Annotated in this window: 11 protein-coding genes; 9 read left to right on the forward strand and 2 right to left on the reverse strand. The window is 72.6% G+C overall.

Annotated features, from left to right (window positions below; translation table 11 throughout):
* Positions 1–2: 2 nt before the first annotated feature.
* From BLA60_RS06230 to BLA60_RS06265, 8 genes are all read left to right on the forward strand, one after another.
* Positions 3–800: a TIGR03084 family metal-binding protein gene (locus BLA60_RS06230; RefSeq protein ID WP_075131769.1), complete on the forward strand. Its 798-nt coding sequence runs from the start codon at positions 3–5 to the stop codon at positions 798–800.
* Complete coding sequence (locus BLA60_RS06235) at positions 797–2455, forward strand: acyclic terpene utilization AtuA family protein (RefSeq protein WP_075131770.1); 1659 nt, start codon at positions 797–799, stop codon at positions 2453–2455. The genes BLA60_RS06230 and BLA60_RS06235 overlap by 4 nt, the downstream gene beginning before the upstream one ends.
* The gene (locus BLA60_RS06240) at positions 2452–3600 is read left to right on the forward strand and encodes an acyl-CoA dehydrogenase family protein (RefSeq protein ID WP_075131771.1); all 1149 of its coding nucleotides are present in this window, start codon (positions 2452–2454) and stop codon (positions 3598–3600) included. Before BLA60_RS06235 ends, BLA60_RS06240 begins: the two co-directional genes overlap by 4 nt.
* Positions 3597–5195, forward strand: a complete 1599-nt coding sequence (locus BLA60_RS06245) for an acyl-CoA carboxylase subunit beta (protein ID WP_170108384.1) — start codon at positions 3597–3599, stop codon at positions 5193–5195. Before BLA60_RS06240 ends, BLA60_RS06245 begins: the two co-directional genes overlap by 4 nt.
* Before the next feature lie 5 nt (positions 5196–5200).
* Complete coding sequence (locus tag BLA60_RS06250; RefSeq protein WP_075132086.1) at positions 5201–7171, forward strand: acetyl/propionyl/methylcrotonyl-CoA carboxylase subunit alpha; 1971 nt, start codon at positions 5201–5203, stop codon at positions 7169–7171.
* Positions 7171–8331, forward strand: a complete 1161-nt coding sequence (locus BLA60_RS06255) for an acyl-CoA dehydrogenase family protein (protein WP_075131772.1) — start codon at positions 7171–7173, stop codon at positions 8329–8331. The genes BLA60_RS06250 and BLA60_RS06255 overlap by 1 nt, the downstream gene beginning before the upstream one ends.
* Positions 8332–8342: 11 nt before the next feature.
* Positions 8343–8957 carry a TetR/AcrR family transcriptional regulator gene (locus BLA60_RS06260; RefSeq protein ID WP_075131773.1) on the forward strand — a complete coding sequence of 205 codons (615 nt, stop codon included), beginning with the start codon at positions 8343–8345 and terminating at the stop codon, positions 8955–8957.
* Between the two features lie 103 nt (positions 8958–9060).
* Entirely contained in the window at positions 9061–11268 is a 2208-nt protein-coding gene (locus BLA60_RS06265; RefSeq protein ID WP_075131774.1) for an AAA family ATPase, read from the forward strand.
* A gap of 38 nt (positions 11269–11306) precedes the next feature.
* Here BLA60_RS06265 and BLA60_RS06270 read toward each other — a convergent pair whose 3' ends face one another.
* Entirely contained in the window at positions 11307–11747 is a 441-nt protein-coding gene (locus BLA60_RS06270) for an iron chaperone (RefSeq protein WP_075132088.1), read from the reverse strand.
* 5 nt (positions 11748–11752) lie between these two features.
* Positions 11753–12208, reverse strand: a complete 456-nt coding sequence (locus tag BLA60_RS06275; RefSeq protein WP_075131775.1) for a carboxymuconolactone decarboxylase family protein — start codon at positions 12206–12208, stop codon at positions 11753–11755.
* A gap of 156 nt (positions 12209–12364) precedes the next feature.
* Here BLA60_RS06275 and BLA60_RS06280 point away from each other — a divergent pair, with 156 nt between their 5' ends.
* Positions 12365–14788, forward strand: a complete 2424-nt coding sequence (locus BLA60_RS06280) for an ATP-binding protein (protein ID WP_342744705.1) — start codon at positions 12365–12367, stop codon at positions 14786–14788.
* Positions 14789–14806 lie beyond the last annotated feature (18 nt).

Raw genomic sequence — 14806 nt, forward strand, 5'->3', positions numbered from 1 at the left:
CCGTGGTTGAGCTGACAACGCTGGTCGCTGACCTGCGCGCCGAGGGGACCGAACTGGACGGTCTGGTCCGTGACCTGCCCGCCGCCGGCTGGGCGCGGCCGACACCCGCTCCCGGGTGGACGGTCGCCCACCAGATCGCCCATCTCGCGTGGACCGACCAGCGGTCCCTGCTGGCCATCACCGACCCGGACGCCTTCCACGCCGAGTTCGCCGAGATCGCCGCGACCACCCCGCTCGACCAGCTGGACAAGGTCGTCGACCAGGGCGCCGACGAGGGCGCGACGCTCCCGCCCGCCGACCTGCTCGCGCACTGGCGCCAGGGCCGCGAGGACCTGGCCACCGCCATCGAGGGCGTTCCCGCCGGCTCGAAACTGCCCTGGTACGGCCCGCCGATGTCCCCGGCGTCGATGGCCACCGCCCGGCTGATGGAGACCTGGGCACACGGCAACGACGTCGCCGACGCGCTCGACCACACCCGCACCCCGACCGGGCGGCTGCGCCACGTCGCGCACATCGCCGTGCGCACCCGGGACTGGGCCTACCTCGTACGCCAGGAACCCCCGCCCGGCGAGCCGTTCCTGGTCGAGCTGACCGGCCCGGCCGGCGACACCTGGACCTGGGGCCCGGCCGACGCCGCCCAGCGGGTCACCGGGCCGGCGCTGGACTTCTGCCTGCTCGCCACCCAGCGGGTGCACCGCGCCGACACCGCGCTCATCGCCACCGGCGCCGATGCCGACCGGTGGTTGGACATCGCCCAGGCCTTCGCCGGGCCGCCCGGTCAGGGACGGACACCGCGATGATCCGTATCGGCAACGCCTCCGGCTTCTACGGCGACCGGTTCGACGCCGTGCGCGAGATGCTCACCGGCGGCGACCTGGACGTGCTCACCGGCGACTACCTCGCCGAGCTGACCATGCTGATCCTGGGCCGCGACCGGCTGCGCGACCAGAACCTGGGCTACGCCAGGACCTTCCTGCGCCAGCTGGAGGAGAGCCTGGCCCTGGCGGTCGAGCGGGGCGTGCGGATCGTCACCAACGCCGGCGGGCTCAACCCCGCCGGGCTGGCCGCCGCGATCCGGGAGCTGGCCACACGCCAGGGCCTGGACGTGCGGGTCGCCCACGTCGAGGGCGACGACCTGCTCGGTGACGGGTTCCCCGGCGCGCTGACCGCCAACGCCTACCTCGGCTGCTGGGGCATCGTCGAGTGCCTCAACGCCGGGGCGGACGTCGTGGTCACCGGGCGGGTCACCGACGCGTCGCTGGTCGCCGGCCCGGCCGCCGCGCACCACGGCTGGACGCGCGCGGACCTCGACGCCCTGGCCGGGGCCACCGCCGCCGGGCACGTCATCGAGTGCGGAACCCAGGCCACCGGCGGGAACTTCGCGTTCTTCACCGAGATCGGCGACCTGACCCACGCTGGCTTCCCGATCGCCGAGATCGCCGCCGACGGCTCGTCGGTGATCACCAAGCACCCCGGTACGGGCGGCGCGGTCACCGTCGAGACGGTCACCGCGCAGCTGCTCTACGAGATCGCCGGCCCGCGCTACCTCGGCCCGGACGTCACCACCCGGTTCGACACGATCACCCTGGCGCCCGAGGGCCCCGACCGGGTCGCGTTGACCGGCACGCGCGGCGAGCCGCCACCGGAGACCGTCAAGGTCTGCGTGAACACCCTGGACGGCTTCCGCAACTCCATGACGTTCGTCCTGTGTGGACTCGACATCGAGGAGAAGGCCGCCCTGGTCCGGCGTCAGCTCGACGCCGCCGTCGGCCCCGACGGCCTGCACTGGACCCTGGCCCGCACCGACCACCCCGACGCCGACACCGAGCAGGCCGCCAGCGCCCTGCTGCACGTGACGGTCAAGACCCCCGATGCCAAGCGCGCCAAGGCGTTCTCCCGCGCGTCGGTCGAGCTGGCCCTGGCCTCCTATCCCGGCGCGACGCTCACCTCCCCGCCCGGCGACGGCACCCCCGTCGGCGTCTACCGCCCGGAGTTCGTGCCCCAGAGCCGGATCGACCAGGTCGCCGTGCTCCCCGACGGCACCCGCCGGCCGGTCGAGCCACCGACGGTCTTCGCCGGCCCGGTCGCCGACACACCCGCCGACCCGGCGTTCACCCCGGGCCCCACCCGCCGAATCTCGCTCGGGACGATCGTCGGCGCCCGCTCGGGCGACAAGGGCGGCGACGCGAACCTGGGCGTCTGGGTCCGTGACCCGGCGGCCTACCCGTGGCTGGTCCACGAGCTGACCGTCGAGCGCCTGCGGGAACTGCTGCCCGAGGCCGCCGGCCTGGACATCGACCGCCACCCGCTGCCCAACCTGGGCGCGATCAACTTCGTCCTGCACGGCCTGCTCGGTCAGGGCGTCGCCGCGTCGACCCGCTTCGACCCGCAGGCCAAGTCCCTCGGCGAGTGGCTGCGCTCCCGCCACGTCGACGTCCCGGAGGCTTTCCTGTGAGCGACCCGTTCCGGACCCCCGAGCGCATCGCGTTGCGGGAGACCACCCGCCGGTTCGTCGAGCGGGAGATCCGGCCGCACCTCGACGAGTGGGAGCGCGCCGGGGAGCTTCCGCGCGCGCTGCACCGCCGGGCCGGGGAGCTCGGCCTGCTCGGCGTCGCCTTCCCCGAGTCGGCCGGCGGCGGGGGCGGGGACGTCCTGGACGCGCTGACCGTCACCGAGGAGGTGCACTACGCCGGTGGGTCCGGCGGGGTGGTCGCCGGGCTGTTCACCTCCGGGATCGCGCTGCCGCACCTGGTCACGGCCGGCGACCGGCGCCAGCTCGACCGGTGGGTGGTGCCCACGCTGGCCGGTGAGCTGATCGGCTCGCTCGCGGTCACCGAGCCCGACGGCGGCTCCGACGTGGGCAGCGTCCGCACCACCGCCACCCGCGACGGCGACCACTACGTCGTCAACGGGGCCAAGACGTTCATCACCTCCGGGGCCCGCGCGGACTTCGTCACCACCGTCGTGCGCACCGGTGGGCCCGGCGCGCAGGGGCTGTCGCTGCTGGTCGTCGAGCGCGGCACGCCAGGGTTCACCGTCACCCGCACGCTGGACAAGATGGGGTGGCTCTGCTCGGACACCGCAGAACTGTCCTATGTGGACTGTCGGGTGCCGGTCGGCAACCTGGTCGGCGAGGAGGGCACCGGGTTCGCCCAGGTCGCGACCCACTTCGTCGGCGAACGGCTCGCGCTGGCGGTGCAGGCCTACGCCACCGCCCAACGCGCCCTGGACCTGACGCTGGACTGGTGCCGGCTGCGGGAGACCTTCGGCCGGCCGCTGATCTCCCGCCAGGTCGTGCGGCACCGGCTCACCGAGATGGCCCGCCGCACCGACGTCGCCCGCACCTACGTCCGGGACGTCGCCGTGCGGCACGCCGCCGGGGAGCAGGTGATCGCCCAGGCGTGCTTCGCCAAGAACACCGCCGTCGAGGCCGGCGAGTGGGTGGTCGACCAGGCCGTGCAGCTGCACGGCGGCCTCGGCTACACCCGCGAGTCCGAAGTGGAGCGCCACTACCGCGACATCCGGATACTGGGCATTGGTGGCGGCACCACCGAGATCCTCACCGACCTGGCAGCGAAGGTACTGGGATACACCGCATGACGACCCTCCGATCCACACTGGACACCCAGTCGGCCGAGTTCGGCGAGAACCGGCAGGCCATGATCGTCAAACTGGCCGCGCTCGACGACGAGTTCGCCAACGCCGTCGCCGGCGGCGGCGAGAAGAAGGTCGAACGCCACCGCGCCCGGGGCAAGCTGCTGGTCCGCGAACGGATCGAGCTGCTGCTCGACCCCGACTCGCCGTTCCTTGAGCTGTCCCCGCTGGCCGCCTGGGGCAGCGACTACACCGTCGGCGCCAGCGTCGTCACCGGCATCGGTGTCGTCGAGGGCGTGGAGTGCATGATCTGCGGCAACGACCCGACGATCAAGGGCGGCTCCAGCAACCCCTGGACCGCCAAGAAGTGCTTCCGGGCGGCCGACATCGCCGCGCAGAACCGGCTGCCGACGATCAACCTGGTCGAGTCCGGCGGCGCGGACCTGCCGACCCAGAAGGAGATCTTCATCCCCGGCGGCCGGATCTTCCGCGACCTCACCCGCGCCTCGGCCGCCGGCACCCCGACCATCGCGCTGGTCTTCGGCAACTCGACCGCCGGCGGCGCCTACCTGCCGGGCATGTCCGACCACGTGGTGATGGTCAGGAAACGCGCCAAGGTGTTCCTCGGCGGCCCACCGCTGGTCAAGATGGCCACCGGCGAGGAGTCCGACGACGAGTCCCTCGGCGGCGCCGAGATGCACGCCCGCACCTCGGGCCTGGCCGACTACCTCGCCGAGGACGAGCACGACGCCATCCGCCTCGGCCGGCGGATCGTCTCCCGGCTCAACTGGCGCAAACAGGGCCCGGAACCGGTCACCGACTACGGCGAACCGCTCCACAGCGCCGAGGACCTGCTCGGCCTCGTGCCGGCCGACCTCAAGGCGCCCTTCGACCCGCGCGAGGTGATCGCCCGGATCGTCGACGACTCCGACTTCGACGAGTTCAAACCCCTCTACGGCACCAGCCTGGTCACCGGCTGGGCGCGGATCCACGGCTACCCGGTCGGCATCCTGGCCAACGCCCAGGGCGTGCTGTTCAGCGAGGAGTCGCAGAAGGCCGCCCAGTTCATCCAGCTGGCCAACCAGGTCGACACCCCGCTGCTGTTCCTGCACAACACCACCGGCTACATGGTCGGCGCCTCCTACGAGCAGGGCGGGATCATCAAGCACGGCGCCATGATGATCAACGCGGTGGCCAACTCGAAGGTCCCGCACATCTCGATCCTGATGGGCGCCTCCTACGGCGCAGGCCACTACGGCATGTGCGGGCGCGCCTACGACCCCCGGTTCCTGTTCGCCTGGCCCAGCGCCAAGTCGGCGGTCATGGGCCCGGCGCAGCTGGCCGGGGTGCTGTCCATCGTCGCCAGGCAGGCCGCCGCCAGCCGGGGCCAGGACTACAGCGAGGAGCACGACGCGGCCATGCGCGCCATGGTGGAGAACCAGATCGAGGCGGAGTCCCTGCCGATGTTCCTGTCCGGCATGCTCTACGACGACGGCATCATCGACCCCCGCGACACCAGGTCCGTGCTCGGGATCTGCCTGTCGACCATCCACAACGGACCCGTCAGCGGCGCCGACGGCTTCGGCGTCTTCCGGATGTGACGGCCGTGATCACCAGACTGTTGGTCGCCAACCGGGGCGAGATCGCCCGACGGATCTTCCGCACCTGCGACACGCTGGGCATCGGCACCGTCGCCGTGTACACCGACGCCGACGAGCGCTCGCCGCACGTGCGCGCCGCCGACACCGCCGTGCGCCTGCCGGGCAACGCCCCGGCCGAGAGCTACCTGAACATCGAGCGGGTCCTGGAGGCCGCGCGGGCCAGCGGCGCGGACGCCGTGCACCCCGGCTACGGGTTCCTGTCGGAGAACGCGGCGTTCGCGCGGGCCGTCATCGAACGCGGCCACCGGTGGGTCGGCCCCCCGCCGGACGCGATCGAGGCGATGGGCTCCAAGGTCGAGGCCAAGCGGCTGATGGCCAAGGCCGGCGTGCCGGTGCTCGCCGAGCTGGAGGCCGAGCGGGTCACCGAGGCCGACCTGCCGGTGCTGGTCAAGGCGTCGGCCGGCGGCGGCGGGCGCGGCATGCGGGTGGTCACCGCGCTGGCCGACCTGGACGCCGAGGTGGCGGCCGCGCGGGCGGAGGCCGAGTCCGCCTTCGGCGACGGCACGGTGTTCCTGGAGCGCTACCTGCCTGCCGGGCGGCACATCGAGGTGCAGGTCCTGTGCGACGCGCACGGCACGGTGTGGGCGGTCGGCGAGCGCGAGTGCTCCATCCAGCGCCGGCACCAGAAGATCATCGAGGAGTCGCCGTCGCCGCTGGCCGAGCGGCTGCCCGACCTGCGGGAGCGGCTGTTCGGCGCGGCCCGCGACGCCGCCAGGGCCATCGGCTACGTCGGCGCCGGCACGGTCGAGTTCCTCGTCGAGGAGGACGGCCGGTTCCACTTCCTGGAGATGAACACCCGCCTGCAGGTCGAGCACCCGGTCACCGAGTGCGTCACCGGCCTGGACCTCGTCGGCCTCCAGCTGGGGATCGCCGAGGGCCGTCCGCTGCCGGCCGGGCCGCCGCCCTCGCTCGGCCACGCCATCGAGGTCCGGCTCTACGCCGAGGACCCGGCGGCCGACTGGCGCCCCAGCAGCGGCACCCTGCACCGGTTCGAGATCCCCGGCGTGGCCGCCGAGTTCACCGTGCCACTGGGCACCGGGCTGCGCCTGGACTCCGGTGTGGACAGTGGGACCGTCGTCAGCCCGTTCTACGACCCGATGCTGGCCAAGCTGATCTCGGTGGCGCCGACCCGCGACGTCGCCGCCAGGGCGCTGGCCTCGGCGCTGCGCCGGGCCAGGGTGCACGGCGTGACCACCAACCGCGACCTGCTCGTGCGGGTGCTCACCCACGAGGCGTTCCTGGCCGGCGACACCGACACCGCGTTCCTCGACCGGCACGGCCTGGACACCCTGGCCGCCCCGCTGGCCGACGACCGCGCGGTGCGGCTGTCGCTGCTGGCCGCCGCCGTGGCCGACTCGGCCGCCAACCGGGCCGAGGCCCGCGTGCAGGGCAGGATCCCCAGCGGCTGGCGCAACGTCCGCTCCCAGGGGCAGCGCAAACGCTTCACCCACGGCGACACCGAACACGAGGTGCGGTACTCGTTCACCAGTGACGGCCGTCTGCTGGGCGACGCCCCGGACCACGCGAACGCGACCGAGGTGACCCCCGAGTCCGTCGTCCTGGTGATCGACAACGTGCGCCGGACGTTCGCCGTCGCCCGCCACCCTGGGCTGTGCTGTGTGGACTCCGCGCTCGGTTCGGTGGCGCTGGTGCCGGTCGACCGGTTCCCCGACCCCACCGCCCAGGCCGCGCCCGGCTCGCTGCTCGCGCCGATGCCGGGCACGGTCGCGCATGTCGCGGTGACCGTGGGGGAGCGGGTGAACGCCGGCCAGCCGCTGCTGTGGCTGGAGGCCATGAAGATGCGACACCAGATCAACGCCCCGGCCGACGGTGTGGTCACCGAGGTGGGGGTCGAACCGGGAGATCAGGTCGAGGTCGGCCGCGTGCTCGCGGTCGTCGAGGCGGAGGAGACGTGATGAACGCATTCACCGAGTCGCAGGAGCGCACGGCGCTGCGCGCGGCGGTCGCCGAACTGGGCCGCCGCTACGGCGGCGACTGGTTCCAGGGCAAGGCCAGGGGCGGGGAGAAGACCGCCGAGCTGTGGGACGAGGCCGCCAAGCTCGGCTACCTCGGCGTGAACGTGCCCGAGGAGTACGGCGGCGGTGGCGGCAACATCGGCGACCTCGCCGCCGTGTGCGAGGAGCTGTCGGCCGCCGGCTGCGGCCTGCTGCTGATGGTCGTGTCCCCGGCGATCTGCGCGACGATCATCACCCGCTTCGGCACCGACGAGCAGAAGAAGACCTGGCTGCCGAAGTTCGCCGACGGCTCGCTGCGGATGGCCTTCGCCATCACCGAGCCCGACGCCGGCTCCAACGCGCACAAGCTCACCACCACCGCCCGCCGCGACGGTGACGACTGGATCCTCACCGGGCGCAAGGTGTTCATCTCCGGTGTCGACGAGGCCGCCGCCGTGATGATCGTCGGGCGCACCGAGGACGCGAGGACCGGGCGGCTCAAGCCGGCGCTGTTCATCGTGCCCACCGACACCCCCGGCCTGGAGTACCAGCCGATCGAGATGGACATCGTCTCGCCGGACAAGCAGTTCATGGTGTTCCTCGACGACGTGCGGCTGCCCGCCGGGGCGCTGGTCGGCTCCGAGGACGCCGCGCTGATGCAGCTGTTCGCGGGGCTCAACCCGGAGCGGATCATGGCCGCGTCCTTCGCCATCGGCATGGGCCGCTACGCCCTGGACAAGGCCGTCGGCTACGTCAACACCCGCAAGGTGTGGGACACGCCGATCGGCGCGCACCAGGGTGTCGCGCACCCGCTGGCGGTGGCCAAGATCGAGCTGGAACTGGCCAAGGTGATGACCCAGAAGGCCGCCGCGCTCTACGACGCCGGCGACGACGCCGGTGCCGGCGAGTCGGCGAACATGGCCAAGTACGCCGCCGCCGAGGCGTCGATCAAGGCGGTGGACGCCGCCGTCCAGGCCCACGGCGGCAACGGCCTGACCGCCGAGTACGGCCTCGGTGCGCTGGTCACGGCGGCGCGGGTGAACCGGATCGCGCCGGTCAGCCGGGAGATGATCCTCAACTTCGTCGCCCAGAACACCTTGGGCCTGCCCAAGTCGTACTGAGTCGTGACGACATGACCGAGGCCCTACGCGAGCCGAGGCAGGACCGCAGCCGCGCCACCCGCAAGCGGCTGCTCGAGGCGGCGATCGAGTGCCTCGCCGAGGTCGGCTGGTCGGGAAGCACGGTGGCGGTGGTGGCCGAGCGCGCGGGCGTGTCCCGCGGGGCCGCCCAGCACCACTTCCCGACCAGGGAGGACCTGGTCACCTCGGCGGTGGAGTACGTGTCCCAGGAGCGGCTCTCGCGGCTGCGTGAGCACGCCGTCGACCTGCCGACCGGCCCGGGCCGCACCCAGGCCGTGATCGACATGGTCGAGCACATGTACACCGGTCCGCTGTTCCGCGCGGCCATCCACCTGTGGGTGGCCGCGTCCTCCGACGAGCGGCTGCGCGAGCGGGTGCTGGTGCTGGAGGCGCAGGTCGGCCGGGAGACCCACCGGGTGGCGCTGGAACTGCTCGGGGTGGACGAGACGGTGCCGGGGGTGCGCGAGACCGTGCAGGCCACGTTGGACATGGCGCGCGGGCTGGGGCTGGCGAACCTGCTCAGTGACGACACCCGGCGACGGGCGCGGGTGCTGCGACAGTGGGCGACGATGCTCGACACCGCGGTCGGGGACGCGCGAACCGTGTGACTTGACATCCGGGTAATAATCGTAAGACCGACAATTTCTGGATATCGTCGGAAATGTCGAGTGTGGCGATTGTAACGGATGAGGGGCACTTTTGTCAAAGGCAGTGTCAGGCGCTCGGGGAACGCAGAAATGGCACGACATCGAGTTGGCGGCCGAGCGCCGGCACATCGAGTTCCTGTACGGCCGGCTGGACGCCGAACGGGCCGCCGTGAACAGCGAGATGACCGGTGTGCTGGCCAGGTCGTCCACCGAGACCACCGAGGACCTGTGGCAACGCGAGGTCGCGACCGGCACGTTGTCCGCGCGCCTCGGCCGGCTGCGGGTGGCCGACAGCGGGCTGTGCTTCGGCCGGCTCGACCGGACCGGCGGTGATCTGACCTACATCGGCCGAATCGGATTGTTCGACGAGGACGACGATTACCGGCCACTGCTCACGGATTGGCGGGCCCCGGTCGCCCGGCCATTTTACACCGCTACCGCCGCTAATCCGGAAGGGGTGACGCGCCGGCGCCATTTCCGCACCCGGGACCGCCGCGTCCTCGATTTCCACGACGACGTCCTCGACCACGGTGTCGCCGCCGGTGACGAGGCGCTGCTGGCCGCGCTCAACGCCCCGCGCGCGGACACCATGGGCGACATCGTCGCCACCATCCAGTCCGAGCAGGACGAGATCATCCGGCTCGGGCACACCGGCGTGGTCGTCATCGACGGCGGGCCGGGCACCGGCAAGACCGTCGTCGCGCTGCACCGGGTCGCCTACCTGCTGTACGCGCACCGCGAACGGATGTCGCGCCGGGGCGTGCTGATCATCGGGCCCAACACCGGGTTCCTGCGCTACATCGGCGACGTGCTGCCCTCCCTCGGCGAGACCGACACGGTGTTCGCGACCCCCGGCGAGCTGCACCCCGGGCTGGAGACCGACGTCGCCGACCCGCCGCTGACCCGCCGCGTCAAGGGCGGCCTGGCGATGGTCGACGTGCTCAAGGCCGCCGTGGCCGACCGCCAGGAACTCCCCGAAACCCCGATCGAGATCGAACTGGACGACGTCACCGTCGAGATCGACGCCGAGGTGGCGGCGCGGGCCAGGGCGCGGGCGCGCGCCACCGGCGTGCGGCACAACCAGGCCAGGCCGGTGTTCCGGGACTCGCTGATCCTCGACCTCGCCGAGCAGGCCGTCGACCGCATCGGCGGCGACTGGCTGGACACCCGCGAGGTGCCCGAACTGGCCGGTGACCTGCGGGCCGACGTGCGCTCGGAACTGTCCCGCAGCCGGGCGCTGTCGGTGGCGGTGAACACCCTCTGGCCCCGGCTGACGCCCTACGGGCTGCTGGTGGAGCTGTACGGGTCGCCCGCTCGGCTGGCCACGGCCTGCGCGGGGATCCTCACCGACGACGACCGTGACTCGCTGGCGCGCGAGGCCGGCTCGGCGTGGACGGTGTCCGACGTGCCGCTGCTGGACGAGGCCGTGGAGCTGATCGGCCCGCTGACCAGGGAGGACGGCGTCGCGGAGCGGTTGCGCCGGGCCGAGCGGCGCTACGCGCGCGGGGTGCTGGACATCCTGGACACCGAGGAGGACCCCGACGGGGAGGTGCTGCGGGCCGTCGACCTGATCGACTCGGAGCTGCTGGCCGAGAGGCAGGAGGAGCGGGACCACCGGACGTTGGCCGAACGCGCCGCCGCCGACCGCGAATGGACCTACGGGCACGTCGTCGTCGACGAGGCCCAGGAACTGTCCGAAATGGACTGGCGAGTCGTGATGCGCCGCTGCCCCAGCCGGTCGATGACGATCGTCGGGGACCTCGCGCAACGGGAGTCACCGGCCGGGGCGTCCAGCTGGGGACAGATGATGGAGGCCTACGTCCCCGGGCGCTGGACCTACCGGCGGTTGACCATCAACTACCGGATGCCGGCGGAGATCATGGACGTCGCCGGGCGGGTGCTGTCCGATCCGTCGATGGTGGTGCCGACATCGGTGCGCAGTACGGGAGTTCGGCCGTGGGCCCGGGCCTGTTCGCCGGAGGAGTTGGCGGAGGTCGTGCGGGCCGAGGTCGCGGCGGTGGACGGGGAGGGGACCGTGGCCGTGATCGGGCCCGCCGGGTTGGATCTCGGGGTTCCCGTGGTCACCCCCCGGGAGGCCAAGGGGTTGGAGTACGACACGGTGCTGATCGTCGAGCCCGCCGAGATCCTGGGTGGGGTGGCGGGGGAGGCCGATCTCTATGTCGCGTTGACCCGGGCCACCCAGCGGGTGGGGGTCGTGCACACCTCCGCGCTGCCGTCGTCCCTGGTTCCTGTTCTCGTTCCCTGGTCCTGACCGGAGGGGGCAGGGCGCCCGGCCCTGCCCCCTGCGCATCAGGCCGTCGCCTTCGTGACGAGGGTGGCCAGGGTCGCCTCGGTCTTCGGGGTCATCGAGGTGATGGCGAAGGAGACCGGCCACAGGTCGCCGTCGTCGAGCGAGGCGTTGTCGGCGAAGGTGAAGGTGGCGTAGCGGGTCTTGAACTTCGCGGAGTCCTGGAAGTGGCACAGGACCTTGCCCTCACGCGAGTAGGCGACCATGCCGTACCAGAGGCGGGGGACCAGCTCCGGGGCGTTCGTGGTGACGATCTCGTGGATGCGCTGCGCCAGTTCGCGGTCGGCGTCGCCCATCTCGGCGATGCGGGCCAGGACGTCCCTGGTGCCGTCCTCCCTGGCCTTGGCCGGGTTCCTGGTGGCCTTCTTCTTCAACTCCTTCGCGTGGTCCTTCATCGCGGCGCGTTCTTCGGTGCTGAAGCCTTCGTAGTTCTTGTCTGCCATGGTGGTCACCCCCACGCCCCGGCGATCTGTCGGGTCGTCGCGTTGAGTCGGTTGAACAGGTTGGTGGTGGCGATCGTCAGGACGATCGCGGCCAGTTGCTTCTCGTCGAAGTACGTCGCTGCCGTGTCCCAGATCTCATCGTTCACGGCGTCGGGGCGGTCGGCCAGTCGGGTCGCGGCCTCCGCCAGGGCCAGGGCGGCACGTTCCTCGTCGGAGAAGTACGGGGCGTCGCGCCAGGCCACGACGGTGGCCAGCTGGTCCTCGGTGGCACCTGCCTTGCGGGTTGACGTGACGCCACCGGCGACGCACGCGCTGCACCCGTTGATCTGGCTGACGCGCAGGTGCACCAGGTCCAGGATCGCCGGGGGCACGTCGCCCTGGCGGGTCGCGCCCATGATCTGCTGGATGCCCTGCATCGCCCCCGGGAGCAGTGCTGCCGGGTTCTGCATCCGTGACCTCATGCTGTCCTCCTGTGGGTGTTGCTCGGTGTTGTGACCAGCACAGCGCGGACCGACCTACGATGGCGAGGGCGGTGGGACACCCTGGGACAGGTGAGACAGCTCTGACCTGCTAGAACTCGACCCGAAAAGGTCCTGTCGCAGTGGGACGGAGGCACGGTGGGTACAGACGATCCACAGGACGAACTCGCCGCACGGTTACGCTTGGTGCACGAGCTGTCCGGGCGCGGTGTTCGCGCCCTCGCCCGCGACGCGGGGCTCAGCTCCTCGTCACTGTCGCGGTACCTCAGTGGACAGACCGTCGCGCCCTGGCCGGCGGTGATCGCGCTGTGCCACCAGGTGCGCCGCGACCCCCGCCAGCTGCGGGCGTTGTGGGAACGCGCCGCCAGCCCGCTGCCCGCGCCGCCGCGGGCCAGCCGGCAGGTGCAGCCACCCGGCGCGCCGCCGCGCAACGACCTGCCGCGTGACGTTCCCGACTTCACCGGGCGGGGCGCCGCGCTGGACGCCGTGCTGACCGCCGTGGAGCGGGACAGGGTGGTCGCCGTCGACGGGATGGCGGGCGTTGGCAAGACCTGCCTGGCCGTGCACGCCGCGCACCGCCTCGCCGCCGACTACCCGGACGCCCAGCTCTATGTCGACCTGCACGGGTTCACCGCCGGGCGCGAACCGCTGGGACCCGACCCGGCGCTGCGCACACTGCTGGCCGCGCTGGGAGTCGCCTCGGAACGCATTCCGCAGGACGGTGGGCTGGAGCCGCTGGCCGCGTGCTGGCGCGCCGAACTGGCCCACCGGCGGGCCGTCGTCGTGCTCGACAACGCGGTCGACGCCGAGCAGGTGCGGCCGCTGCTGCCGGGCGCCGGCGAGTCGGTCGCGCTGATCACCAGCCGCAACCGGCTGCTGGGCCTGGACGAGGTACCGCCGGTGTCGCTGGACGTGCTCAGCCCCGAGGAGAGCGCCGAACTGCTCGCCCGCGCCAGCGGTGACCCCGGCGGTGAGGACGGGCGGCTGGGCCGCGACCCGCAGGCCGCCGCCGAGGTGCTGCGGCTGTGCGGGCACCTGCCGCTGGCGCTGCGGCTGGCCGGCGCCCGGCTGCGGCACCGTCCTGGGTGGACGGCCGGGATCCTGGTGGAGCGGCTGGCGCAGGGCGCCACCGAGTTCGACACGGCCGTCGCGATGTCGGTAAGGCAGCTGGACCGGCCACGGCAGCGGCTGTTCCGCCTGCTGGGCCACCTGCCCTGCTCGACGTTCGACGAGTACGTCGTGGCGGCCCTGGCCGACCAGCCGCTGCGGGTGGTCCGCGAGATGCTGGAGGACCTGCTCGACGCGCACCTCGTGCAGCAGCCGGCCGCCGGCCGCTACCGGCTGCACGACCTGGTCCGTGGTCACGCCCGACGCACCGCCACCACCACGGACGAACCCGCCGAGGCCCTGCGGCGGGTGTTCGACTACTACCTGTACGCGGCGGCCGCCGCCGACGCCGTGATGTCCTACGTGACGCCCGTCCACGGCGTCACTGTCGGCACCCCGCCGGCCGAACTGCCGGTCTTCGCCGGCAAACACGCGGCGCTGTTCTGGTTCGTCACCGAGTACACCAACCTGATGGGCGTGTTCGAGGCCGCCGCGGCGGCCGGCGCCGACGGGCACGTCTGCGAGCTGCCCCGGTTCATGCGCGCGTACTTCGCCCGCCGCTGCGGCACCACCCACCTCAACGTCCTGTTCGAACACTCGCTGGCCGCCGCCACCCGCCTCGGTGACCCGACCCACCTGGCCGAGGCCCACAGCGACCTCGGTTTCGCCCGCTACAACGCCGGCCGGCTGGCCGAGGCCACCGCCGCCTACGACGCCGCCGCCCCGCTGATCACCGACCCGCGCGGCCGTGCCGAGCTGACCATGCGCCGGGGCTACCTGCGGTGGGACGAGGGTGGGGTCGACGAGCCGCTGGACCTGTTCCGCCGCGCCGGCCGCCTCTACACCGACGCCGACTGCCCGATGGGTGCCGCGCACGCCGCCGCCTACGAGGCGTGGGCCATGCTCCAACTGGGGCACCGCGACCAGGCCGCGGATCTCGCCCGCGCCGCCCTGGCCGTCCCGCACACCGACCCGGCCTGGCCGCCGACGATGACCGCCCGGATCACCCTGGGCCTGGCGCTGGCCCGCGACCGCCCCGACGAGTCCGTCGAGCACCTGGAGCGGGCACTGGCCCTGGCCGTGGAGGACGGGCACCGGCACAACGAGGCCTGGTGCCTGAACTGTCTGGGCGTCGCCCTGCGCCAGGCCGGACGGTACGAGGACGCCCTCGCCAGCCACGCCAGGGCCTTCGCACTGCTGGACGAGCTGTTCGAGGAACACTGGAAGATCCACTTCCTGGACGGCTACGCCGAGACGTGCCGGCTGGCCGGCGATCCCGACCGGGCGCTGGCCCTGCACCGCCAGGCCCTGGAGCTGGCCCCGGGCCTGGGTTTCCGGCACGCGCAGGCGTTGGCCCACGAGGGAATCGCCGCCGTGCTGGCCGACTCCGACCCGGCGACCGCCGACGAGCACCTGGCCGCCGGCCGCGCGCTGCGCGACCAGCTGACGGCATGAGAAAGGGTGGCCGCGCGG

Origin of the sequence: Actinophytocola xinjiangensis (assembly GCF_001921215.1) — a bacterium.
Classification (GTDB): domain Bacteria; phylum Actinomycetota; class Actinomycetes; order Mycobacteriales; family Pseudonocardiaceae; genus Actinophytocola; species Actinophytocola xinjiangensis.